The sequence below is a fragment of the Psychromicrobium xiongbiense genome (assembly GCF_030271165.1).
Lineage (GTDB): Bacteria > Actinomycetota > Actinomycetes > Actinomycetales > Micrococcaceae > Renibacterium > Renibacterium xiongbiense.
Genome location: NZ_JASSZH010000001.1, coordinates 58,487 through 79,995, shown reverse-complemented (window position 1 = coordinate 79,995; position 21,509 = coordinate 58,487). Strand labels below are relative to the sequence as shown.

At 65.1% G+C, this 21,509-nt stretch carries 21 protein-coding genes; 13 read left to right on the top strand and 8 right to left on the bottom strand.

What is annotated here, in order from left to right; translation table 11 throughout:
- The first annotated feature begins 10 nt into the window (after positions 1 to 10).
- Entirely contained in the window at positions 11 to 1,354 is a 1,344-nt protein-coding gene (locus tag QQM37_RS00415) for an amidohydrolase family protein (RefSeq protein WP_285723926.1), read from the top strand.
- A 17-nt stretch (positions 1,355 to 1,371) separates the two neighbouring features.
- Here the strand turns inward: QQM37_RS00415 and QQM37_RS00410 are convergent, their stop codons facing one another.
- Together QQM37_RS00410 and QQM37_RS00405 are read right to left on the bottom strand one after the other, a co-directional pair.
- Positions 1,372 to 2,340, bottom strand: a complete 969-nt coding sequence (locus tag QQM37_RS00410) for a PDR/VanB family oxidoreductase (protein WP_285723924.1) — start codon at positions 2,338 to 2,340, stop codon at positions 1,372 to 1,374.
- Positions 2,337 to 3,140 carry a helix-turn-helix domain-containing protein gene (locus tag QQM37_RS00405; RefSeq protein WP_285723922.1) on the bottom strand — a complete coding sequence of 268 codons (804 nt, stop codon included), beginning with the start codon at positions 3,138 to 3,140 and terminating at the stop codon, positions 2,337 to 2,339. Before QQM37_RS00405 ends, QQM37_RS00410 begins: the two co-directional genes overlap by 4 nt.
- Before the next feature lie 220 nt (positions 3,141 to 3,360).
- Between QQM37_RS00405 and QQM37_RS00400 the strand changes: the two genes are divergently transcribed.
- From QQM37_RS00400 to QQM37_RS00355, 10 genes are read left to right on the top strand one after another with little or no spacing between them, the layout of a single operon-like run.
- A complete protein-coding gene (locus QQM37_RS00400; protein WP_285723920.1) occupies positions 3,361 to 4,692 on the top strand; it encodes an amidohydrolase family protein in 1,332 nt (443 codons plus the stop codon).
- A gap of 7 nt (positions 4,693 to 4,699) precedes the next feature.
- Entirely contained in the window at positions 4,700 to 5,473 is a 774-nt protein-coding gene (locus tag QQM37_RS00395; RefSeq protein ID WP_285723918.1) for an ABC transporter ATP-binding protein, read from the top strand.
- On the top strand, positions 5,473 to 6,360 hold the full coding sequence (locus QQM37_RS00390) for an ABC transporter permease (RefSeq protein WP_285723916.1): 888 nt from the start codon (positions 5,473 to 5,475) through the stop codon (positions 6,358 to 6,360). The genes QQM37_RS00395 and QQM37_RS00390 overlap by 1 nt, the downstream gene beginning before the upstream one ends.
- A gap of 57 nt (positions 6,361 to 6,417) precedes the next feature.
- Positions 6,418 to 7,593: an ABC transporter substrate-binding protein gene (locus QQM37_RS00385; RefSeq protein WP_285723914.1), complete on the top strand. Its 1,176-nt coding sequence runs from the start codon at positions 6,418 to 6,420 to the stop codon at positions 7,591 to 7,593.
- Between the two features lie 20 nt (positions 7,594 to 7,613).
- The gene (locus QQM37_RS00380; RefSeq protein ID WP_285723912.1) at positions 7,614 to 8,375 is read left to right on the top strand and encodes an SDR family NAD(P)-dependent oxidoreductase; all 762 of its coding nucleotides are present in this window, start codon (positions 7,614 to 7,616) and stop codon (positions 8,373 to 8,375) included.
- 57 nt (positions 8,376 to 8,432) lie between these two features.
- Positions 8,433 to 9,803 (top strand): FAD-binding oxidoreductase, encoded by a 1,371-nt coding sequence (locus QQM37_RS00375; protein WP_285723910.1) that lies wholly within the window; start codon positions 8,433 to 8,435, stop codon positions 9,801 to 9,803.
- Positions 9,800 to 10,606, top strand: a complete 807-nt coding sequence (locus tag QQM37_RS00370) for a creatininase family protein (RefSeq protein WP_285723908.1) — start codon at positions 9,800 to 9,802, stop codon at positions 10,604 to 10,606. The genes QQM37_RS00375 and QQM37_RS00370 overlap by 4 nt, the downstream gene beginning before the upstream one ends.
- Positions 10,603 to 11,223 (top strand): pyridoxine/pyridoxamine 5'-phosphate oxidase, encoded by a 621-nt coding sequence (locus tag QQM37_RS00365; protein ID WP_285723906.1) that lies wholly within the window; start codon positions 10,603 to 10,605, stop codon positions 11,221 to 11,223. Before QQM37_RS00370 ends, QQM37_RS00365 begins: the two co-directional genes overlap by 4 nt.
- A 41-nt stretch (positions 11,224 to 11,264) precedes the next feature.
- Positions 11,265 to 12,170, top strand: a complete 906-nt coding sequence (gene pucL / locus QQM37_RS00360) for a factor-independent urate hydroxylase (protein ID WP_285723904.1) — start codon at positions 11,265 to 11,267, stop codon at positions 12,168 to 12,170.
- Entirely contained in the window at positions 12,167 to 12,643 is a 477-nt protein-coding gene (locus QQM37_RS00355; RefSeq protein ID WP_285723902.1) for a nucleoside deaminase, read from the top strand. Before pucL ends, QQM37_RS00355 begins: the two co-directional genes overlap by 4 nt.
- Here QQM37_RS00355 and uraD read toward each other — a convergent pair.
- Entirely contained in the window at positions 12,640 to 13,509 is an 870-nt protein-coding gene (gene uraD, locus QQM37_RS14400; protein WP_337250220.1) for a 2-oxo-4-hydroxy-4-carboxy-5-ureidoimidazoline decarboxylase, read from the bottom strand. The two genes, QQM37_RS00355 and uraD, sit on opposite strands and share 4 nt — an antisense overlap.
- Positions 13,510 to 13,569: 60 nt before the next feature.
- Here uraD and QQM37_RS00340 point away from each other — a divergent pair, with 60 nt between their 5' ends.
- Positions 13,570 to 14,193 carry a nucleotidyltransferase family protein gene (locus QQM37_RS00340; RefSeq protein ID WP_285723900.1) on the top strand — a complete coding sequence of 208 codons (624 nt, stop codon included), beginning with the start codon at positions 13,570 to 13,572 and terminating at the stop codon, positions 14,191 to 14,193.
- A gap of 78 nt (positions 14,194 to 14,271) precedes the next feature.
- Here QQM37_RS00340 and QQM37_RS00335 read toward each other — a convergent pair whose 3' ends face one another.
- Both QQM37_RS00335 and QQM37_RS00330 read right to left on the bottom strand, forming a co-directional pair.
- On the bottom strand, positions 14,272 to 15,168 hold the full coding sequence (locus QQM37_RS00335; protein ID WP_285723898.1) for a hypothetical protein: 897 nt from the start codon (positions 15,166 to 15,168) through the stop codon (positions 14,272 to 14,274).
- Positions 15,165 to 15,983 carry a helix-turn-helix domain-containing protein gene (locus tag QQM37_RS00330; protein ID WP_285723897.1) on the bottom strand — a complete coding sequence of 273 codons (819 nt, stop codon included), beginning with the start codon at positions 15,981 to 15,983 and terminating at the stop codon, positions 15,165 to 15,167. The genes QQM37_RS00335 and QQM37_RS00330 overlap by 4 nt, the downstream gene beginning before the upstream one ends.
- Positions 15,984 to 16,256: 273 nt before the next feature.
- Here QQM37_RS00330 and QQM37_RS14455 point away from each other — a divergent pair, with 273 nt between their 5' ends.
- Positions 16,257 to 16,619: a helix-turn-helix domain-containing protein gene (locus QQM37_RS14455; protein ID WP_420030095.1), complete on the top strand. Its 363-nt coding sequence runs from the start codon at positions 16,257 to 16,259 to the stop codon at positions 16,617 to 16,619.
- Between the two features lie 55 nt (positions 16,620 to 16,674).
- Here QQM37_RS14455 and QQM37_RS00325 read toward each other — a convergent pair whose 3' ends face one another.
- Genes QQM37_RS00325 through QQM37_RS00315 form a run of 3 tightly spaced genes read right to left on the bottom strand, consistent with a single transcriptional unit; the run spans position 16,675 to position 21,509 of the window.
- Positions 16,675 to 19,599 carry a hypothetical protein gene (locus QQM37_RS00325; RefSeq protein ID WP_285723895.1) on the bottom strand — a complete coding sequence of 975 codons (2,925 nt, stop codon included), beginning with the start codon at positions 19,597 to 19,599 and terminating at the stop codon, positions 16,675 to 16,677.
- A complete protein-coding gene (locus QQM37_RS00320) occupies positions 19,547 to 20,266 on the bottom strand; it encodes a hypothetical protein (RefSeq protein WP_285723892.1) in 720 nt (239 codons plus the stop codon). The genes QQM37_RS00325 and QQM37_RS00320 overlap by 53 nt, the downstream gene beginning before the upstream one ends.
- A 37-nt stretch (positions 20,267 to 20,303) precedes the next feature.
- Positions 20,304 to 21,509 (bottom strand): Shedu anti-phage system protein SduA domain-containing protein, encoded by a 1,206-nt coding sequence (locus QQM37_RS00315; RefSeq protein ID WP_285723890.1) that lies wholly within the window; start codon positions 21,507 to 21,509, stop codon positions 20,304 to 20,306.

The following is a 21,509-nucleotide window of genomic DNA, read 5'->3' as shown; positions in this document are numbered from 1 at the left end:
GACAGACAGCATGCTGACCGTACGCAATGCCGAACGCCTCTTGATCGACGACTGCACCGTGACGACCGGGGACCTCCACGTGGTCGACGGGAGGGTCGCCGGTGCGCCGGCGCCCGGCAACAGCCCCGAAGAAGTCCCAGCCGCCGAAGAAGTGCTCGATGCCACCGGATGCGTCGTCACACCGGGGCTGGTGAACGCCCACCATCACCTTCTGCAGAGCGCCTTCCGCACCCTGCCCGGCACCCGCGGCGTCCCGATGGCCGACTGGCTGCCGACGATGGCGGCCGCCTACGCCCGCGCGGGCGTAGACCCCGAATTGTGCTCGGTGGCGGCAGGGATCGGCGTGGCGGAAGGCCTGCTCAGCGGGGTGACGACGATTGCCGATCACCACCTGACCTGGCCGGCAGGAGCTGGCATCGACTTCACCGTCGCGATGGCGCAGGCCACCGCCTCGGCAGCGCAGCGGCTCGGTGCCCGGCTGGCCTTCGTCCGGGGTTCGGCCCGCGACGATCCGCAGGAGGCTGCCGCCTCCGCAGAGGCGATCGCACTCGCATTGGTTCCAGATGGATCAGGCGGCGTCGCGGCGGGCGGCATCAGCATCGATGGCATGCTTCAGGTCGCGGTGGGACCGGCCGGCGTGCACAGCGACAGCCGCGAGACCTTCGAGTTGTTGGGCCAGGTTGCCGCACGGTACGGGCTCCGACGCCGCACGCAGGCCAATGAACAGGTCGATGTGGCGATTGCCCTGGAACGGTACGGCCGCCGCCCGATCGATCTGCTGGAGGAATGGGGATGGCTTGCCCCGGAGGTGACTCTTGCCCACCTCTGCGATGTCACGGAGGAGGAGATCCAGCGGCTCGCAGCAGCGGGGATCACCGCCACGCACGCCCCGGGGTGCGATCTGCCGATGGGCTGGGGCATCGCCCCGGTGGCTGCCCTCCGTGCGGCCGGTATCCCGGTGGGTCTGGGCACCAGCGGCGGCGGAAGCAACGATGCCGGCCACCTCCTGGCCGATGCACGGCTGGCCCTGCAGGTCGCCCCGCTCGTGGGCCCGCCGCTGGCGGCTCTCGAGGTGCTCGGCATGGCGACCGAAGGGTCTGCCAGGGGCCTCGGACGGCCGGAGCTCGGCCATCTGCGGCCTGGTGCCGCTGCCGATCTGTGCCTCTGGGACGTCTCCGGAGTGGCGGACGCCGGGGTGGACGATGCCGTCGCCGGCCTCCTGTGGGCCTCCCCCGGCCGACGCCCGCGGCACGTGGTCGTCGCGGGCCGCGTCGTCGTCCGGGATTACCGACTGGTGGCCGCCGGGGAACGTGAGCTCGTGGGCGCTCTGCACGCCCGGATGGGCAGCACCTGATGCCCCGCGCCTGAGCTTCAGAGCTCCAGGACCAGTCGCGGGCACGCCGCCCGGGAGACGCAGATCATCATCACGGAGTTGTCGGCCTGCTCATCGGGGGTGAGCACCGAGTCCCGGTGGTCGACCGCGCCGGAGATCACTGGGGTTTCGCACGTCCCGCAGGTTCCCTCCCGGCAGGAGGAGAGCACCAGAACGCCAGCCTCGTCGACCACGTCGAGAATGGACCGATCGGGTGGAACGGTGAGCGTCATCCCGGAGAGCTCAAGCTCCACCTCAAAGGACTCCTGGACGGCAGGTTCGTCAAAGTGCCTGGGCACAAATCGTTCCAGATGGAGCGTGCCGTGCGGCCAATGGCGGCTGAGCTCCTCCACCGCCTCCATGAGCCGTGCCGGGCCGCAGCAGTAGACCGCCGTGCCCGGGGCTGGTTCAGCCAGAGTCGCTGTCAGATCGAGCCGATTGCCCTCGTCTGCAGCAAAGACCCTCACCCGTTCGGGGTGGGTCTCCACCAGTTGGTCCACGAACGCCATGGTGCGCCGCGACCGGCCGGCGTAGATCAACTGCCAGTCATGGCCGACGCGCTCCGCCTCCGAGATCATCGACAGGATGGGAGTGATGCCGATGCCGCCGGCAATGAAGACCGAGCGCTCGGATGCCTCCGGGTCGAAGGCAAAGTGGTTGCGAGGACCGCGGGCCCGCAGCCGGGTGCCTACGGCCAGCTCATCGTGCACGAGGAGCGAACCGCCGCGGCCCTCCGGTTCCCGGAGCACCCCGATCTGCCAGGCGGCGTCGTCGGGGTCGCCACAGAGCGAGTACTGCCGCTCGAGGTGGCCATCCTTCTCCGGCTGCAGGATCAGATCGATGTGTGCGCCGGGCCGCCAGGCCGGCAGAGGCTCACCCTCCGCAGGCTCCAGGCGCAGTAGCACGATGCCGTCCGCGGCCAGGGACTTGGCAGTAACGATCAGGTCGAACTCCAGGTCAGCGCTCATTCGGCTGCTCCGTTCAGGTCGGCTGCCCCGGAAATCCCCGAGGTGAGAGGGAGAGGGGCGGTGCCGTCGGTGCGGGGCTGGTTGGCGCGCCGTGCCCTCAGCGGCTCAGCGCGCGGCGGAACCTCCTCGGGGGTGAACTTCTGCTTGACCAGGAACAGGTGATAGCCCTCCGGAGTGAGCGTGCTCCAGCGGTGCGGCGTGCCACCGTAGTAGTACACCGAGTCCCCGGCGTCGAGCACAAAGCGGCCCTTCTCGCCAAAGTCAGCCAGCACGCTGCCGGACATCACGTAGATGAACTCGTCCTCCTCGTGCTGGTAGTAGTCACCGGGATCGGTGTTGCGGCCGGTGTACTCCATCGGCTCGAAGGCCCGGCTGTGCGGGGCGAGGAGCCGGGCCTGACCGTCCCCGAAGGAGCCGCGCAGACCCTCGGTGGCGCGCAGCAGGCCGGGCCCGGTATGTCCGGGCTCCCGGCTGCCACTATCCCCTGCGGCGAGCAGTTCCACCTGGCTGCTGCCCAGCGCCTTGGCGATGCGTTCCAGCGAGATCATGCTCGGCCGGGCGTGCCCGCGTTCGAGCTGACTGAGGAAGGAATGTGACAGCCCGGTCAGCGCGGCCAGCTGGACCAGCGTCATATCCAGCCGATGCCGGAGTGCCCGGATCCGCGCGCCGACGCGCTCAAGCTGGGCGTCCAGAACGCGTCCATGCTCTGGAGCCTCCTGTTCTGGAGCCTCCTGGTCCGAGGACGGTGACGCCTGATGCCGCGGCTGGGCTCGCTGTGATGTCACTGTCTGACTCGGCATGACATGTGATTCTTCCCTTCGGATGCCGCCCGCGACCAGCGTCGAGACGAGCAATTAACAATCAGTAATGGTCGTGTTACCTGCGGGAAACGCGGCCTGCGTAGATTCAAGAATGTTGAGAGCATCAACATTCTGCCATGATCGTTTCGCCGTCGCGACGATCGGATGCCACGGAACTCTTCGGGTTCCGTTGACCCCACGACGCGAAGGAGGTGCATCGGTGGATCTGCTCCCCCGACAGCTCAGGCTGCTCCGGAACGCAACCCTTCCGGATGGACGGGTATGTGATGTGCGCATCGATGGGCATCGGGTCGTCACCGTCCAGCCCGCCGGTACTGCCAGCACCGGTTCTGCCAGCGCTGGTTCCGCCTTGGCTGCTGCCACGGCGGATGAGAACGCCCAGGACACCCTGGACCTCAACGGCTTCGTACTGCTCATCGCGCCCGCCGAGCCGCACGCGCATCTGGACAAGGCGCTCTCCTGGGATCTGATCAACCCACCGATGGGCGATCTGCGCTCCGCCATCGACGCCTGGCAGCTCTACGCGGCCACCATGACCGTGGAGTCCATCGCGGACCGGGCCCGCAGCCAGGCCCTGGCGATGCTGGCCAACGGCACCACCGCCATTCGCTCCCACATCGACGTACTGCTCGGGCCGGAACCGCTCCGCGGGGCGCAGGCCCTCGTGCAGGTCCGCGAGGAACTGGCCGGGCTCATCGATCTGGAACTCGTCGCGCTCGCCGGGCCGTACACGCCCAACGAATCGGTGGAGGCGGTCCTGGATCTCGGCATCGACCTCCTCGGCGGCGCACCCCATCTGGCCCCGGACCCTGCCGCCGATCTCACCCGGCTGCTCGCCATCGCCCGGCGCCGCGGCATCGGCGTGGATCTGCATACCGATGAAGGGCTCGGGGGCGCCCTGACACTGGCCGACTATGCCCGGACCGTCCGGGACTGGCCGGAGGGAACCTCGCTCTCCGCCGGTCATTGCGTCCGACTCGGCACCCTCGAGGCCGCCGATCTGGCCGAGGTGATCGAGGAGGTGCTGGCCAGCGATATCGGCATCATCAGCCTGCCGATCACCAACCTCTATCTGCAGGGCTGGGAGCACCCGGTCTCGACCCCGCGCGGGCTGACCGCACTGCGAGCGCTGCTCGATGCCGGAGTGCGCCTCGGTGCCGGGGCGGACAATGTGCGCGATCCCTTCAACCCGGTGGGTCGCAGCGATGCACTGGAGACCGCCTCCCTGCTGGTGACCGCCGGTCACCTCACCCTCCACGAGGCCTACGATGCCGTCAGCTCCGGCGCTCGCTCGGTGATGCACCTTCCTGTGGCTGGTGCAATTCCTGGAGCCCAGGCGGATTTTCTGGCGGTCCGCGGCGCGACGCTGGGCGAGGTCATCGCGACGGCCTCCCCCGACCGCTATGTGATCCACGCCGGGCGGCTCGTCGCCCGCAGCGAGCTGCGGCAGAGCGTCGCCTCAGCCACCCTGACGAACATCGGAGCCCTTTCCAGCACCGCCCCACTCGACACCGCACTCGAAACGAGGTGACCCGTCCATGACCGTCACAGATGCCCGCCCAGCCGCCAGCCCCACGACCTCGACGCTGCTCGACTTCCATCATGTCGCCATGACCTTCCCCAACGGGACCGTCGCCCTGCACGGCATCGACCTCACGGTGAACCGAGGTGAGTTCGTCACCGTGGTCGGCCCCTCCGGTTGCGGCAAAAGCACGCTGCTGCGCATCGCTTCGGGGCTGGAAAGCGCCTCGGAGGGAACCGCGACGCTGGGCACGGACAAGATCGGCTACGTCTTCCAGGATGCGACGTTGTTGCCCTGGCGCTCGGTCACCGACAACGTCCAGTTGCTCGCCGAGCTCCACGGCATCCCGCGGAAGGAGCGAGCCGCGGCCGCGAAGGACGCCATCGAGCTGGTGGGCCTGAATGGCTTCGAGAAGCATCTGCCCAAGCAACTCTCCGGTGGCATGCGGATGCGCGCCTCCCTGGCACGCTCGCTGACCCTGGGGCCGGAGCTGTTCCTTTTCGATGAACCGTTCGGGGCGCTGGATGAGATCACCCGGGAACGGCTGAACGATGAGCTGCTCCGGCTGTTTGTCGAGCGGCAGTTCGCCGGGCTGTTCATCACCCATTCGGTCTCCGAAGCGGTCTATCTCTCCACCAAAGTGGTCGTCATGTCGGGCCGTCCCGGCGAGATCGTCGCGACCTTCGACGTTCCGTTCCCCATGCCGCGGGACCCGGATATCCGTTTCACCCCCGAGTTCGGCGATCTGGTGGGCCAGGTCTCGCATGCACTGAGAGAAGGGCACCACTGATGGCCGATATCGCGACTCCCCGCAGAGTCTCCGCGCCCGATGACGCAGCAACAGTCAGTGCTGTGACCGCAGCGGCTGCCCGTCCGCTGAAGGGATCCGGCCTGGGACGAGCCCTCCGCAAGGCCGGCTGGTGGCAGCCGATCGCGGTCTTCGCCGTCCTCGTGGCGCTGTGGTACTGGGTTGCCTCTTACTACGACTCGCAACAGCTGGCCTTCCTCGTCCCCTATCCGCACCTCGTGCTGAAGGCGATGTTCGCCGATCCGCTGTTCACCCCACTGCTGGTCGCGGATCTGGGGAACTCCACCATGGTGGCGCTGACCGGCCTCGTGGTGGCGATCATCATCGGCGTCCTCTGGGCCATCGTCATGTCGCAAGCCAAATGGGCGGAACGCTCGCTGTACCCCTACGCCGTCATCCTGCAGTGCATCCCGATCCTGGCGCTCGTACCCCTGATCGGTGCGCTCTTCGGCTACGAATTCCTCTCCCGTGTGATCGTGACAGTGATGATCGCGATCTTCCCGATGGTCTCAAACACCCTGTTCGGCCTGCAGTCGGTGGACCGCTCGCAACGGGAACTCTTCATCCTCCAAGGTGCCAGCCGCTGGACCACCCTGAGCAAGCTGCAGTTCCCGGCCGCGCTGCCCTCGATCTTCGTCGGCCTGCGCACGGCCGCGGGCCTGTCGGTGATCGGCGCCATCGTCGGTGATCAGTTCTTCCAGCGTGGCACACCGGGCCTCGGCGTGCTCATCCAGGTCTCGACCTCACGCCTCAACGGCCCGGGCACCTTCGCCGCCATCATCACGGCTTCCCTGCTCGGCGTTGCCGTGTTCATCCTCTTCGGATTGCTCGGCAAACTCGCCGTCGGCAAGTGGTACGACTTCGGCTGATCCGGCGCCACCCCCACAGTCCCCCCGCACATCACCCCCACCCGAAACGGAGTACCGATGCACAGAACCACCGCACGTTCCACTGCCATTGGCAGTCTTCTCGTCGTTGCAGCCCTCGCCCTCAGCGCCTGTTCTGCCGGCGGATCAGCTGCTCCCACGGCCGCCGCCGCGACCGGCGCCAGCGTCGACCTCTCCGGCGTCTGCCCCGCGACGGTCACCATTCAGACCGACTGGAACCCTGAGGCCGATCACGGCCACCTCTACCAGCTCCTGGGGCCGCACCCCGCCATCGATGCCAACCAGAAATCCGTGACCGGTGATCTCTACGCCGGGGGCAAGCCGACCGGCGTCAAGGTTCAGATCCGGTCCGGCGGTCCGGCGATCGGCTACCAGACGGTCAGCTCGGAACTGTACAAGGACACGTCGATCACCCTGGCGTATGTCTCGACCGATGAGGCCGTCCAGCTCTCCAACACGCTGCCCACCACGGCAGTTTTCGCCGAAAATGACATCTCCCCGCAGATGATCATGTGGGATCCGGCGAAGTACCCGAACGTCAAGACGATCGCCGATCTGGCCAAGGAGCTCAAGGGCAACGGCGGCGTGGTGCGCTACTTCAACGGCGCAGCGTACATGGGCTACCTTCAGGGATCCGGCATCCTGCCGGCTGCACAGACCGACGGCAGCTACGACGGCACTCCGGCGAAATTCGTGACGGCCAAGGGCGCTGACGGCCAGCAGGGCTTTGCCACCGCCGAGCCGTTCATCTACCAGAATGAGGTCCCGGCCTGGGGCAAGCCGGTGGCTTTCCAGCTGATCAATGACACGGGTTACCCGATCTACCCCGAAGCCATGTCCGTGCGCACCGGGGATCTGCAGAAACTGACCCCGTGCCTGAAGAAGCTGGTGCCGGTGCTGCAGCAGGCCGACGTCGACTTCATCAAGAATCCTGCGGCCACGAACGCGCTGATCACCCAGCTGGTCACCGCCTACAACAATGGCTGGGTGTACGACGACAAGGTCGCAGAGTTCGCGGTGGAGCAGATGAAGAAGCTCAAGATCGCCTCCAACGGCGGCAACAGCTACATGGGAGCCATGGATGCGGCCCGCATTCAGAAGATCATCGACATCGACACCCCGCTCTTCACCAAGACCGGCTCGGCTCCCAAGCCAGGCCTGAAGCCAGCGGACATCTTCACCAACGATTTCATCGACAAGACGATCGGCTTCTAGAGACGATGGATCACTCACCGATGACGGCGGCTGCGCGGCTCACAGATCAGCGGCTCACGGGCAAGCGGGTCGTCGTCACCGGCGGGGCGCGCGGGATCGGCGCAGCCATCTGCCGCCGGCTCAGCCACGAGGGCGCCCAGGTCGCTGTCATCGACCGGCTGACCGATCTCGGCGGCGTACTCGCCGCCGAGATCGGTGGCACCTTTCACCGGGCGGATCTCAGCGATGTGGAGCAGACCCGGGGCGCCGTGGCGGGCGCCATCGACGCCCTCGGTGGGATCGACGTCCTGGTGAACAACGCGGGAATCCTGCGCTTCGCCCCGCTGCTGGAGATCTCTGCGGAGGACTGGGACCTCATGTTCATGATCAACACCCGGCCGATGCTGCTGACCACCCAGGTGGCCGCGAGGGCCATGATCGAGTCCGGCACCCGGGGCACCATCATCAACCTGGCCAGCATGGCAGGCAAGACCGGCGGTGCCGGCCAGGCCCACTATGCGGCATCGAAGGCCGCGGTGATCGCCCTGACCCGCGTCACCGCGCTCGAACTGGGCGCACACGGTATCACCGCCAACTGCCTCTGCCCCGGTTATGTGCTCACCGAGATGGGCGCGGACACCCGCACCCCGGAGGATGTAGCCCTCTGGTCCAGCTACTCGCCGCTGGGCCGGCTGGCGGAACCGGAGGACGTCTCCTCCGTGGTCGCCTTCCTCGCCTCCCCCGATGCCGCGTACCTCACCGGGCAGGCCGTCAACGTCACCGGCGGCATGGTCATGCACTGACCGCGCCGGACAGCACCGCCCTGAACAACACTGCGCTATGGAACGACAGGAACTCTCATGAATGACACCACCACGGCCCTGGCCGGCTCCCCCACATCGGCATCTGCTGTGACATCTTCTGCTGTGGCAGCGCTGGAGGCTGAACTCCGCGACCTCCTCGGTGATCGGGGGGTCAGCACCGAACTCGCCGCCCGTGAGAAGGCCTCGGTCGACGGATCGCACCTTTCGCCGGTGATCAGTGAGCAGCTGCCGCTGGGCCTGGCCGATCTGGTGGCCTACCCCACCACGGCCGAGCAGATCGCACAGACGGTTGCGGCCGCCGTCCGGCACGGTGTTCCGATCACCCCGCGCGGCAAAGGCACCGGAAACTACGGCCAGGCGATCCCTATGAGCGGCGGACTGGTCCTCGATATGTCGAAGGCGCGCACCATCGTCGAGGTCGGTGACGGCTTCATCACGGCCGATGCCGGCGCCACCATGGTGGCGCTCGAACAGGCCGCGAACAAGGCTGGCCAGCAGATTCTGATGTACCCCTCGACGGCACAGTCCTCGATCGGCGGCTTCCTTTCCGGCGGCTCCGGCGGCACCGGCTCGATCAAGCACGGCATGCTGCACACCGGCTTCGCCCTGGCCCTGGACGTGGTCCATGCCCTTCCGGATGCCACGCTGGTGCACGTCGAAGGCGAGGCAGCCGAGCCCTATATCCACAACTACGGTACGGCGGGCATCATCGCCCGGGCCACGGTCGCCCTGGAGCCGCTGCAGGACTGGCGCGGCTTCTTTGCCAGCTTCGACGATTTCGGTGGGGCGCTGTCGGTGATCCGTGAGTTCGCGAAGCTGGAACCGACGCCGCGCCTGGTCTCAGCGGACCTGCCGACCCTGGCCAACGCGCTGCCGGACGATCCGGGCATCCCGGCGGACCGCGCCAGCCTGCGGGCGATCCTCGATGCGGCCACGGTGGCCGAGGCGACGGCGCTCGTGGAGGCTGCAGGTGGCCGGGTGGACGATGTACGTGAAGGCCCTCAGACCTCGATGAAGATCTCTATGATGTCCTACAACCACCCCATCGAATGGTTGCAGAAGTCGTATCCGAACACCTACTTCCACGTCGAGGTGTCCGGTGATGCGCTGGTCGACCGGATCGATGAGGTTCACGCCGTGTATCCGGGCGGAATGCTGCATATCGAGGCTCAGCGTGATCGCCCGATCGGCATGATCGCTGGCGTTTATGAGAGCCCGGAGGAGGTGTATGCGGGCTTCGAAAAACTCGCCGCCCTGGGCGTCGGCTATCACAATCCCCACCAGTGGTTCGTGGACTACCAGCCTGAGCGTACGGCGGCGCTGGCCGAGACGACCGATCCGCAGGGCCTGCTCAACCCTGGCAAACTGAAGCGGGCCGGCGTCGACCTCACCGGGAGCCAGCTGTGAGCGGCCGCAAGCTCGCCGAGCTCTCCGGTCCGGCCGCCGGTGCTGCCATGGGGCCGGACTCGATCGTCGTCGTGCCGACCGGTGCCATCGAACATCACGGCCCGCACCTTCCACTGATCACCGACTACCTGCTCGCGGATGTCATCGGCAATGCCGCGGTGGACCGAGCGGCCGAGGAAGGCCTGGACGTCTGGATTCTGCCGACCGTGGGCTACACCAAGTCCGATGAGCACAGTTGGGCGCCCGGCACCATGTGGCTTCGTTGGGAGACCATGATGGCGACCGTCGTAGACATCGGCCGCTCCGTCGCAGCGACCGGAGCCACCAAGCTGGTTTTCCTCAACGGTCACGGCGGGAATGTGGCCCTTCTGCAGGTGGCGCTGCGGGAAATCCGCCGGCAGTTCGGCCTGCAGACCTTCCTGATGCCCTCGCTGGTCATGACGAAGTCGCCGAACGGCGAGGGTGAGGATGAGCGGGGACTTGGCATCCACGGCGGCACCAGCGAGACCTCCATCATCATGTACCTGCGCCCGGATCTGGTGGATCTCGATCTGGCAGATCGGTGGGTTCCCGAGCATCTGGCCGACTTCGAGTACATCGGTTTCAACGGCAAGCCCGTGAGCTTCGGCTGGCTGAGCAACGATTTTGGACCGGCAGGCGTAGTCGGTGATGCCACCCAGGCGAACGCCGAGTTCGGCGCGCTCCTCTTCGAGTCCTCGGTTGCACAGGCGGTGGCGTCGCTGAAGGAAATCTCTGCCTTTCAACCAGCCTTCCAGCCGTCCGCACCGGTGGTTTCCGCATGATCACCTCGACCGCCACCTTCGGCCGGGATCTGGAGGACATCGACCAGGTCCTGGCGGACCCGATGGAACTACTCGGCCTGTGGCTGCCGCATCCGGACAGCGAGCTGCGCCCGCTGATGACGCTGAGCACGATCGACCCCGAGGGCTACCCCAACTCCCGCAATGTGCTGCTGAGCGCCTTCGACGGCTCCGGGCTGTACTTCCATACCGATGCCCGCTCCCGGAAAGCTGCCGATCTGGAGCTGAACCCGCGGGTTTCGCTGGTGCTGGTCTGGCCAGAGGTCGGCCGCCAAATCAGTGTGCAGGGCACCGTGGAGCAGACTTCCTCGGCAGAGGCAGCCGCCGTGTTCACCGCCAGGTCCCGGTATCTGCAGCTGCTCGCCTGGGCGAACGATGTGACCATCGCCCAGCTGAGCCATGAGGAACGCCGCAACCGCTGGGCCGCCTTCGGCGACACCCATCCCGTAGAGACCCTTGAAGCACCGCCCACCTGGGTCGGCTACCGTGTGGTACCACGGCGTGTGACCTTCTGGCGCGGCGATCCGGAGGGCCCGAGCAACCGCATTGAGTACCGCCGGGATGGGGCCGCCTGGACCTCTGCGAAGCTCCCGGGCTGAGATCGACACTGACGACCGACAGCTCCACTGAAAGGAACACCATGGGATACCTCCTCGGAGACCACCAGTACGGCAAGGCGGAGACACGTCTGGTGCGGATTTACCGCGACGCCCCGCGGCACGAGATCAGGGATGTCAATGTCACCACCGCCCTGCGCGGAGCCTTTGACGAGGCGTATCTGACGGGCGATCAGTCCGCGGTGCTGCCGACCGACACTCAGAAGAACACCGCCTATGCCTTCGCCAAGGAGCATGGCCTCGGCTCGATTGAGGACTTCGGGCTCACGCTGGCCCGGCACTTCGTCGACGATGTGGCGCCGGTGACGGGCGCCCGGATTGAGATCGAGGAGTACAGCTGGCAGCGGGCCACGGTGGACGGCGTCGAGCATGACCACACCTGGCTGCGCACCGGACCCGAGGTGCGCACCGCCGCCATCACGATCGAAGGAAAGGGCGTCGATCAGCGCGCCCAGGTGATCGGTGGAGTGAAGGATCTGGTCATCCTCAAGTCGACCGGCTCGGAGTTCGCCGGATTCCTCAAGGACGAGTACACGACGTTACCGGAAACCCACGACCGGGTGATGGCGACGTCGATCGTCGCGAAGTGGCGCTTCAGCTCGGTCGACGTCGACTGGGAGGCGGCGTACACCAGCATCAGGGCCGTGATGGTGAAGGAGTTCGCCACGCTGCAGTCGCTGGCCCTGCAGCAGACCTTGTGGCATATGGGAACGGCGGTGCTCGATGCGCATCCCGAGGTTGCGGAGATTCGTCTGGTGGCACCGAATAAGCATCACTTCCTGATCGATTTCAGCCCCTTCGGGCTGGAGAATCCCGGGGAGGTGTTCTTTGCGGCGGATCGCCCCTACGGCCTGATCGAGGCGACGATCCTGCGTGAGGATGCGCCCGACGCCGGCGAGGCCTGGCACGCATCGGCAGGCCTGGCATGAGCACCTCATCCGACGAGCGCTGGCTGGCTCGCACAGTGGAACTCGCCGTCGCCAATGTGGCCGAGGGTGGCGGACCGTTCGGCGCGCTGATCACCCGAGGAGACGAGTTGCTGGCGCTCGGGCAGAACCGGGTCACCCGGGACAACGATCCGACGGCCCATGCCGAGGTTCAGGCGATCCGGGCCGCCTGCGCCTCGCTCGGCACTTTTTCCCTGGCCGGGGCCACGCTGTACACCTCCTGCGAGCCGTGCCCGCTGTGCGTCTCAGCGTCGCTCTGGGCACGCCTCGACCGGGTGGTCTTCGCAGCTGATCGGCACGATGCCGCCCGTGGCGGATTCGACGACCTCGAGTTCTACGAGCTGTTTACCCGGGATCGAAGCACCTGGCCGACGCTGGTCGAGTCCGCCCGCCCGGAGAATGCGGCCGAGCCGTTCGACGCCTGGCTCGCGAACTCCGCGCGTACGGACTACTAACTGCCCCGGTAGGTGGAGTAGGCGAAAGGGCTCAGCAGTAGCGGCACGTGATAGTGGCCCTCCGGCTCGGCCAGCTCGAACACCACAGTGACTTCGGGGTAGAACGCGTTCTGGCCCTGCGTGGCGAAGTAGGCGGCGGTATCGAAGACCACCCGGTAACGGCCCGATTCAAGGCTTGCCGGGCCGAAGGGCGCGACCCGGCCGTCATCGTTGGTCACCGATGACGCGAGGGTGACCCACTCGGTGCCGAACCGGCGCTGCAGCTGCACCGGAACACCACGCGCGGGTTGGCCGAGTGCCGCGTCAAGGACGTGGGTGGTCACGACGCTCGTGGCCGCTGTGACCGGAGACTGAGCATCTGCTTGGGTGCCTGATGTTTCTGTGCCGAACATCGAGCGGATCCGGAGGATGGCGATCTGCCGCAGTTGTTCAGCGACCACGGCCAGGTCTTCTTCATCGCTCAGTTGGAGCCGACGGTTCAGCTCGGCGAGGATCTCCGCCCGGCTCCGCCCCGCTGCGCGGATCAGGAACACCCGGTCGAAGCGCTGCTCGTAGGCCCGGTTTCCCTCCGCAATGGCGGCTGCGACCACCGGGTCTTCTGCGTCTTCGGAGGCCTGTTCGCGTCGGGAGAACGCCTGCGCAGCACCTTCGCCGACCGGACGCTCGCCGATCCTCGGGTGGTGCGCCAGGGCCTGGTCGATCTCCCGCCGAGTGAGCGGCGTCGCCAGAAGGGTTGCCGTCGAGACGAGATCTGCCAGCGAGCGGTACGGGGCACCGGCCACCACATCATCGACCCACCGCGGAACGGCCAGAGCGGTAGGCAGATGCTCGCGCAACCGCTCGGCATCGATCAATGGCTCAGACATCCGTGCTCCTCCGGGGGTTCGTGCCTATGAAGACAACTACCTGTGCAGTTAACTATAGGGATGACGATGGACAGTTGGGCGGCTCCGGGGTCAGTCGCTTCGACGCGCGCAGCTGGCCTGGTGCTGGCCGCGGGTGCCGGTCGCCGGATGGGGCGACCGAAGGCGTTGGTGCGTGGCGCCGACGGCCTACCGTGGCTCGCCGGTGCCGTGGGGTTGCTCCTGGCTGCCGGCTGTGAGCCGGTCATCGCCGTTCTGGGGGCTGAGGCTGCGGCCGCCATCGAGCTGTTGCCGTCTGATCCACGGGTCCGCCACGTCATTGCCCCGGACTGGGCCGAGGGTATGGGTGCCTCGCTACGGGCCGGGATGGCGGAGCTTGCCGCGGTGTCCCCCCACGTGTGCGATGCCGTGGTGATCACTCTGGTGGACCTGCCCGGGTTGCGCGCCGAGGTGGTGTCCCGGGTGGCCGCCTGGGCCACGCCGATGACCATCCGCCGGGCCGCGTACGACGGCGTCCCGGGGCATCCGGTCGTCATCGGGCGCGAGCACTGGGCCGATTTCGCGGCCTCGCTGGCCGGAGACGAGGGCGGAAAGGCCTACCTGCGCAGTCATGGGGTTGAGCTGGTGGAGTGCGGAGATCTGGCCGACGGGCGGGATGTTGATACGGCCGCAGAGTTGCTGGGCTGACCATGTGCTGCTTCCCAGACCGGGGAGGTCGCGAGCCTGATGAGCACTTCAGGCAGACACCCGCCCCGCCATGGTCGGTCAGCTCGTCGGCGACGGCTGGACGACAAACCTGCGGCGCCAGCTGTCGACATGTGCGTGGAACTCAGCCTCGCGTGAGGTGTCACCCCAAGCATCGGCAACCATGCTGGCGACGGTCGAAGCGTCGACGAGAATCTCAATGAGATAGTCGCGGCCGAGCGCAACGGCCTCGCCAATCTTCAGGTCGGCGATCCCCAGGGTGAAGACGGCTGCCGTTTCCTCAGGTGTGACAACCAGGAGAAGCCGATACAGGTCGGCAAAGTCTTTCGGGCGCAGCCGGTCCGCGTTGCGGCGCAGTTCGGTCGGGTCGAGCCGGTCGTGGAGCTTGTACGCTTTCGCGCAGAGCAGCGCCGACGGACCAGCAACGTAGGCATCGACGGTCGGTCCGCCATCGAAGGAGCGGAGCGTGCGCCATTGGCGATCGATGACGCTGAGCTCAGTGCCGCGGGTCGCGGAGACGGCGCGTTTGCCGTGGGCGCCGACGCGGGCGCCGACGCGGGCGGCGCGGATGCTTCGGCTAGTAGTGAGGTCGGCCCGGGCAAGCGACATCGGAGCGATGAGATCGACGCTGTCACGGTCGTGGATGCTGCGGTCGCGCTGCGACACCGGGGACCATACTCCGGGGCGCTCAGAGCGTGCGGCTTCGTAGCCGAGCTCGGTCATGCGGGCGCTGAGGTTCGGGGTGTCGCTGAGCAGCTGCGGGGTGACGCCGAGGTCACCGTCGCGCGTGGTGTCGTCCGGCGGGAGCTCAGGGACGCCCTGAGTGACTTCGATGACCGCATGGCCACCGAGCACGGTGAGTGCCTCACGCTGGTCGGCAAGGCCACTGATGACGTCGATGAGCGCGCGACGCGAGGTGATGATCTCAATCTCGAGGTTGCCGAAGTCAGGGATCATGCGGGCACGGCCAGCAGGGAGCGGAGCGTGTCCTCTGCCTTGTCAGGTTCACGCCCGGAACCCGCAAAGGCGTCGAGCACTCCCTGTACACGGGAGACGAACCGGATGCCGCCATCGACCTCAACGCGCGTGATCTCGTCACCCCCGGGAGCGAGCAGCAACACACCACGGCCCGGCGCGGCTTCCTCCAGACCGAGCCTGGTCACCGCCAGAGCCGGGTCGTCAACGTAAATCACTGGGGTCATCGCTGTAGCGGTGGCTCGATCGCGGCGGGCGGCAACAAGCCCGGATACGGCATAGTCGATACCCTCGTCCTCCAGCCTTCGCGCAAGATCACGCCAGCCGTCGGGAGCGGCGACGTTGCGGCGAACGACGTTGCGACGGGCGATCTTGCCGGCGTTGCCTGCAGCGACCGCGACGCTCACCGCATCGTCGGCATCCGCTCGATCGGACAGCCAGCCCGCGCGAGCCCACCGGCTCAGCCACTGGTCGACGACAGAACCGGCAGCCTGCTGGAGCGCCTCCGTCGTGGGCACGAACGCATCCACCATAGCCGCCGCAGGCGCAAGCAGCGATTCCAGCACCGGGCGGGCGGCGATAATCGCCGTCTGGTCACCCGCGGAGACGACGGTGTCCCCGTTGATTCGGTAGCCGGTCGCCTCCAAGACACGCGAAAGCGTCCCCCACGTTGGGTCCAGTGCGCCCTGCTCGATCCGCCCGATCGTCGAGGGTGAGAGGCCAGCGAGTTCGGCGAGCTCCTTGCGGGTGATACCGCTGAGCGCGCGTACGCGCTTGACGATCGTTGCCGCTTCCATAGCTTCACCTTTCACTATTTGCGTATACGCAATCATATCAGGATGCGCCGGGCTGGGTCGGACCCCCGCGCGGCGTCATATGCGCGGAAGCAGATGAACAACTCTTTGCTCAGCCGAACCCTCATCGGTCCGGGCGATGAGTATCTGGGCGTCGCAAATTGCGAGATGAGTCCACTGCGACTCTGACTGCATGAACCGTGCCCGAGGTGTTCGCATATCGGATCTAGGTTGGCCTGACCGACCCTGATGTAAAAAATTCCTAACAGAGGTCGGATGGTTCGCGCCTACGTGCATACCCTGGGTAGCGGCGATGACCAGAGGTCTGATGGCCCCGGTACCGCCAGTTACTATGAGCCGGAGCCCGTGTCTCGTCAAGTGCAAAAACGGCTCACCTCACGAGAGGCTGAGCAACTCATCGCGCGGTACCAGGCTGGCGCCACAGTCTGTGAGCTCGCTGAGGAGTTCAAGTGCAACCGCACCACGGTCAGAAGGAAGCTCAAGGACGCCGAGGTCTTACTCCGGCGTACTCCCCCCCAACCGAGGCACAGATCGATGAGATGGTCCGGCTGTACGAGTCAGGGCTGTCGCTGGAGCGGATCGGCAAGCGAGTCGGATTCACGGCACACACGGTGCTGACTTACCTGCGGGAGCGCGGAGTCCGCACGAGAGACACTCATGGAAGAGCGCGAGGCTAGTCATCTGGAATATCGCTCGGTGTGATCGATCCGTCGATCACCGACTGAACCTCCGACTCCAGGGTGAGGTTGCCTCTGGCTCCAAGCTCATTCATGAGAGTCTCCCCCTCGTGCTTCGTCGCTGCGTCACCGGAAGAGATCGCGTTGGCGATTACGATAGGCAGCACATGAGGGCCAAGATCGAATGTCAGAACGCCAGTGTCTTTGTCCTCGCCTGCTGCGACCAGCAATTTGAGGACTGCAAGCGAACCCAAGGCATCAGCGGAAGAAGCCCGGGCAAGTTCCGTACCGATTATGTATCGTGCACTGGCGACAGCAGGATCCAGCTCGAGCGATTCCCGAAGACGGGGGAGCCACCACTCGCGGGCAAACTGACTCCCCTTCGCACACCAGGAGATGCCGTTTAGCTCTGCTCGATCAGCAGAGTTCTCGCGGACGTGACGGATTCGCTCGTCCCAGAGCATCGCAAAGCGATCCCGTATGCCCTCATCCACGCGATCTGACCGGGAAAAGCCCCAGGCAATCGCCCCCAAAGCCTCGCCACGAACCTCCGCGTCAACCTGGGTGAAAAAGGCCTGTGGCAGCGAATCGGTCAACAACGAGTACCCGAAGATCAGTGCATTGATGATCCACTCACCGATTTTCTGCAGCGGTTTACCGTCAAGTCGCAATCCGCTGACCAACTCATCGCCGACGGTAATTGCGCCAGTCATCGAGCCAGTCAGCAACTCATAGAGATCACGATGGCAGTAATGAACTGCAAGCGCGGTTGTCAAGGCAAGCTGCTGCTCGCGTGACACCGAATCAGTCGTTCCAAAGTATTCGTCGAGGTGTGCCTTGAGCCACTCCGGCTGTCTCGCAAACAGGCGTCCGAGGTTCCCCCCTAACACTGCCCGGCTGGCCCCGTGTGGGTCGTTCCTCGCGAGCTCCTTCTCCAAGGCTGCTAACGCCTTGGTCGCTCTTGGCGCATCCTGATCGTTCGTGGCTATGAGAACGAGCCCGCCGAGCCGACGAGGCCATGTCCAGTTGAGCGACATCGTGAGCGCACCCCAAACCTCACTTCCGCGTTCCGCGGCTTCATAATCCATCCACGGCACTTCGTCCGCGACGTCATCTAGGAGTAGATCGGCGAAGCGCCCAAAAAACTCCTGTGGAATAACGATGTTCTCTCGCCTCTTGAGGAGTTCCTCTAGTAGATCGATCGCTGCCCGTTTCGACCAGCGGAAGTCTTTGTCATCGTCGAGGTCTCGCCCCTCTACCGGAAAGTCTGATTCGTAGGAATGAGCCAACACGTCATGAACAAGTTCTGCAGCCGCTTCCCATTCCAGTGCCTGATCAGCCCGCAATGCAGCGCTCCACCCCTGAAGGACCGCGCGTAAATAGGTTGGTCTCAGAACTCGGACAAGATCCGGAACGCCAGATATTGCGCCCGGCTGCGTTGTGAGTAGCGCGGAAAGTTCACGTCCCTGACCCTCGTGCGAGGGTCCGGGGCCCCATCCGTCACCGGTATCGTGCCAACTGGCAAGATGCGCGACCAGCTCAACCGGGCTCATTGATGCCATCTCGTCTTGGCTGCTGAACGCGTTTGGTCCGCTCCAGCTCGTGACTCGTCCGATGGGCTCGTTCGGCGACTCAATGCTTCCCAGCCGAGCGTCAAGCTCGGCGAGTTCTTCACGAAGAGCGACAGGCAGGGCGTCAGCACCAATCGCTGCCAACCATTGATGCCTGTATCGTTCTGCGCGTGCTCTGATCTCGTCTTCGGGCGTCGGTTCGTCGTCACCCGAGTTGGCTGAATGCTCACGCATCCAAGCCAGGTCACCGGCATAGACCTTGTCGATGAAGGATCTGATCACTTCAAGATCGTCAGGGCTGATCCGTGCCAAAGTTTGTGCGAGTTGGGCATATTCGGGGCGCAGGTGGTCATCATCGGGCGTCTCATCGCTCAGGAGACGCTTGGATAGCTCGATCAAAGCCGGAACAACATCGCCAGTCGAACTCTCACGATCGATAGCGACGGCAACCGCGTAGATGGCCAGCTTGCGCAGAAGATTTACACCTGACCACAGGAGTGCCTTAGCCGCCCCATCAGGATCCTCACGCAGACCAGCGATGGCGAGGTCACGTACTGCCTCGACGAGGGCGTCAGCTACTCCGCGATGAGACAGGTCGCGTTCGCTGATCATTGGTCGAATCATTCCGCTTGCGTCATGATCGTCGCTGACCAGGCCCAAGCTCTTCGCATATGCCACGAGCCAACCGGCTGTAGCGCTGAGCGCGTCATCGCCAAGCGCGTCGACAACGCGCGGGAGTTCGAGAACGTACCAGTACTCTTCGAGTTCGACCGTCGGCGTCTTCAGGAGTGCATCTGCACCCTCGGGGGGCCGAGGTGCGAAGAGTTCGTTAGCGAGCCACCTGCCGGTCTTGGTCTCGCCTCCCTCGAGTAGCGTCACCGCGAAGGAAACGAGGTCTCGAGGATCGGTCCGCCAGCCGAACCCGGTCGTTTTCCAAGACTCAAGGAGGGGCTTGAGTCTGGTTCCCTGAGACGCAGGTATCTTTGCACCTATCTCGAAGACTGCGCGTCTGACCCATGCGTTCCTGCTGGTTGCGAGAGTTAGCAGAATGTCAACGACGTCTGCTGGCACCGCTGGAGCAACTCGGGTGAGGTATTCGATCTCCGGCCAATAGACGTCCCGGAAGTAACCGTCATCGGATGTTACAGGATCTGGCGGCGCAACAAACGCCCCTGCTGCTGCCAGCGGCTTGACCCAGAGAGGATTCTTCAGTCCCTCGTAAAAGACTCGCCTGAGCTGGAGCGTCGGGATTTTGACCAGGAGGTCGCGGACGACTTCCCCGGTGGGCTCCTTAAACCTAGGCACCAGCGTCCTCCTCGACTTCGGCGTTGAACTCAGCCAGGAGGTCATCGACTTGACGGCGGAGGGTGAAGAATGCCGTGATCACCCCATCGAACAGCTCATCGAAGACGGCCACATGGCGACGGATCTCATCGTCGTCGGGGAGTTCGGCTGGAGCATCCGCTTGATCAGAAAGATGGGTCCATCGTACAAAGAAGCCTCTGGAATCGATCCAACGCTCGACTGCATGTGCCTGGGCATTGCCGTCGTCGGTGAGCACCGATGCAACCACATCCCGGCTGCGCCGCTTCTCGTGGACAGCGGTCTTGATCAGCTTGTCAAACACCGCTGCAACCTCGCGCGGAATAATAACGGAGTCGGACTGGCTCTCGAGCGAAAGATCAGGGTGCCGAGTGAGGAGATCTGGGAGCCTCTGGACCTGGCCGCCTGTTGGCGGCTTCATCCGGGGAATCGCACTCGATCCGGCAACATCCGGCACGCGGTTCATCACTTCCCGCATGGAATGGCAGATGTAAGAAACTCGCGTTCGCTCCTGACCAGCAGCAGGCTGTTCGTTCAGCTGCCGGACCGCCACTTGGTACATCCCCGCAAGATCCGGGGTCTTCTCGGTCAGCCAATCCGCGATCCGTCGCTGGCGCTCGTCGAAAATAGCTGACATCACACAAAGCCTCCAGCACGCACCCTGAAGAGCGCGTCGAATCCAGCTTGCATCCACCGATCGGTTGACCCATTTCGAACCTCAAAAAGAGCACTCATCCGATCAGTTCCTCCGCCGTTTCGGCACTCGCAATACCCTCCGCGTAGACAGCGGCTGGGAACGCGCCATCGGCTAGCTGCCGGGCCTGACGCAGGATCCAATCCCAACTATGAATCTGAATGTCCTGCTGCTCCCGTACTTGGCTACGCACTGGGTCTCGGAGCACTGTCGGACCCGCGCGGCCGATGACCACGAGTCCATGAGCTTTGTTGGTCAAACCATGCAGCCCGAGCTCCTGCTGTGCATACACGACGTTGCTCGTTAGCCACTCGCGCCACTCCTGAATCTGACCGACCGCGTGCCGGACCGCGCTCGTCAAGGACTCGTCCTTGTTGTGCAAGCGGTGCTTCGACGCCTCAAGTTCGACCAACACCCATTGCGGCCCGATGCTGTTGATCCCAAGCACCAGGAAGTCGGCACGAAACTCAGCCCCTAGTGCTTGCTGGGGGATCACGTACGTTCCGTTGTTACCGAGCACGAGCCCCGCGAGGAGCTGCGGATGGCGCTCGATGAGTTTCTGTAACGGACCTTCGCTGCCGTCGCCAGCATCGAGGAGATCTTCGAGCTCGTGCAAAGCCGCCGCGCGGGGACGGATGGTGTCGAGCCGATATCGCTTGATCTTATCGAGGAGCAGCGAATTTGGCCCGTAGTCGGACTTTTCGTTCTTTAATCGGTTGGCTACCTCAGCAGCCAGAGCGTCGTAATCGTCAGAGAGTCCGCGACGAGCCACAAATTGCAGGTTGTCCGGCCATGCGCTCAGTCCGCGTCCACCTTTCATGTGAACCCTGCCGCGTCCGTCTACGCTGGAGATCAGCATGAGGTCCGATTTCGATCCGAGCGTTCTCACAATGTCGCCCTCCTCCGGCTGGAGTACACGAAGGCCGCGCAACCGTTTCTCGATGTACCGTGCCCCGATCCACGCCGAGACCACTTCGGCCGAAGTTTCTCCTGTAACAGGTGCGGGGTCGATGTCGAGTTCGGCTTCGATCCGTTCAAGATCGTCAACATTCGGCTCGCGGCGAGACCGCGGGCGCATGATTGCGGGCGCTACGCTGTCACCGAGAATCGCAGCCGCTACAAAGGCCGGAACGTCTTCGGCAAGCTTGATCTTGAGCGCAGAAGCCAAGAAACGCTGTTCTGATGTTGGCCCAGTGAGTAATGACTCGAGTGAAGCGGCGATATCCTCCCAAGGGCGGGTCAT

What these genes read in the sequence shown, in the direction of transcription:
- QQM37_RS00335 (WP_285723898.1), bottom strand. Translation starts at nt 15,168, where the DNA reads ATGATCCCTGACTTCGGCAACCTCGAGATTGAGATCATCACCTCGCGT.
- QQM37_RS00365 (WP_285723906.1), top strand. Translation starts at nt 10,603, where the DNA reads ATGATCACCTCGACCGCCACCTTCGGCCGGGATCTGGAGGACATCGAC.
- QQM37_RS00405 (WP_285723922.1), bottom strand. Translation starts at nt 3,140, where the DNA reads ATGCCGAGTCAGACAGTGACATCACAGCGAGCCCAGCCGCGGCATCAG.
- QQM37_RS00390 (WP_285723916.1), top strand. Translation starts at nt 5,473, where the DNA reads ATGGCCGATATCGCGACTCCCCGCAGAGTCTCCGCGCCCGATGACGCA.
- QQM37_RS00325 (WP_285723895.1), bottom strand. Translation starts at nt 19,599, where the DNA reads ATGACCTCCTGGCTGAGTTCAACGCCGAAGTCGAGGAGGACGCTGGTG.
- QQM37_RS14455 (WP_420030095.1), top strand. Translation starts at nt 16,257, where the DNA reads ATGGTTCGCGCCTACGTGCATACCCTGGGTAGCGGCGATGACCAGAGG.
- QQM37_RS00375 (WP_285723910.1), top strand. Translation starts at nt 8,433, where the DNA reads ATGAATGACACCACCACGGCCCTGGCCGGCTCCCCCACATCGGCATCT.
- QQM37_RS00380 (WP_285723912.1), top strand. Translation starts at nt 7,614, where the DNA reads ATGACGGCGGCTGCGCGGCTCACAGATCAGCGGCTCACGGGCAAGCGG.
- QQM37_RS00410 (WP_285723924.1), bottom strand. Translation starts at nt 2,340, where the DNA reads ATGAGCGCTGACCTGGAGTTCGACCTGATCGTTACTGCCAAGTCCCTG.
- uraD (WP_337250220.1), bottom strand. Translation starts at nt 13,509, where the DNA reads ATGTCTGAGCCATTGATCGATGCCGAGCGGTTGCGCGAGCATCTGCCT.
- QQM37_RS00395 (WP_285723918.1), top strand. Translation starts at nt 4,700, where the DNA reads ATGACCGTCACAGATGCCCGCCCAGCCGCCAGCCCCACGACCTCGACG.
- QQM37_RS00385 (WP_285723914.1), top strand. Translation starts at nt 6,418, where the DNA reads ATGCACAGAACCACCGCACGTTCCACTGCCATTGGCAGTCTTCTCGTC.
- pucL (WP_285723904.1), top strand. Translation starts at nt 11,265, where the DNA reads ATGGGATACCTCCTCGGAGACCACCAGTACGGCAAGGCGGAGACACGT.
- QQM37_RS00340 (WP_285723900.1), top strand. Translation starts at nt 13,570, where the DNA reads ATGACGATGGACAGTTGGGCGGCTCCGGGGTCAGTCGCTTCGACGCGC.
- QQM37_RS00355 (WP_285723902.1), top strand. Translation starts at nt 12,167, where the DNA reads ATGAGCACCTCATCCGACGAGCGCTGGCTGGCTCGCACAGTGGAACTC.
- QQM37_RS00315 (WP_285723890.1), bottom strand. Translation starts at nt 21,509, where the DNA reads ATGACCCGCCCTTGGGAGGATATCGCCGCTTCACTCGAGTCATTACTC.
- QQM37_RS00330 (WP_285723897.1), bottom strand. Translation starts at nt 15,983, where the DNA reads ATGGAAGCGGCAACGATCGTCAAGCGCGTACGCGCGCTCAGCGGTATC.
- QQM37_RS00415 (WP_285723926.1), top strand. Translation starts at nt 11, where the DNA reads ATGCTGACCGTACGCAATGCCGAACGCCTCTTGATCGACGACTGCACC.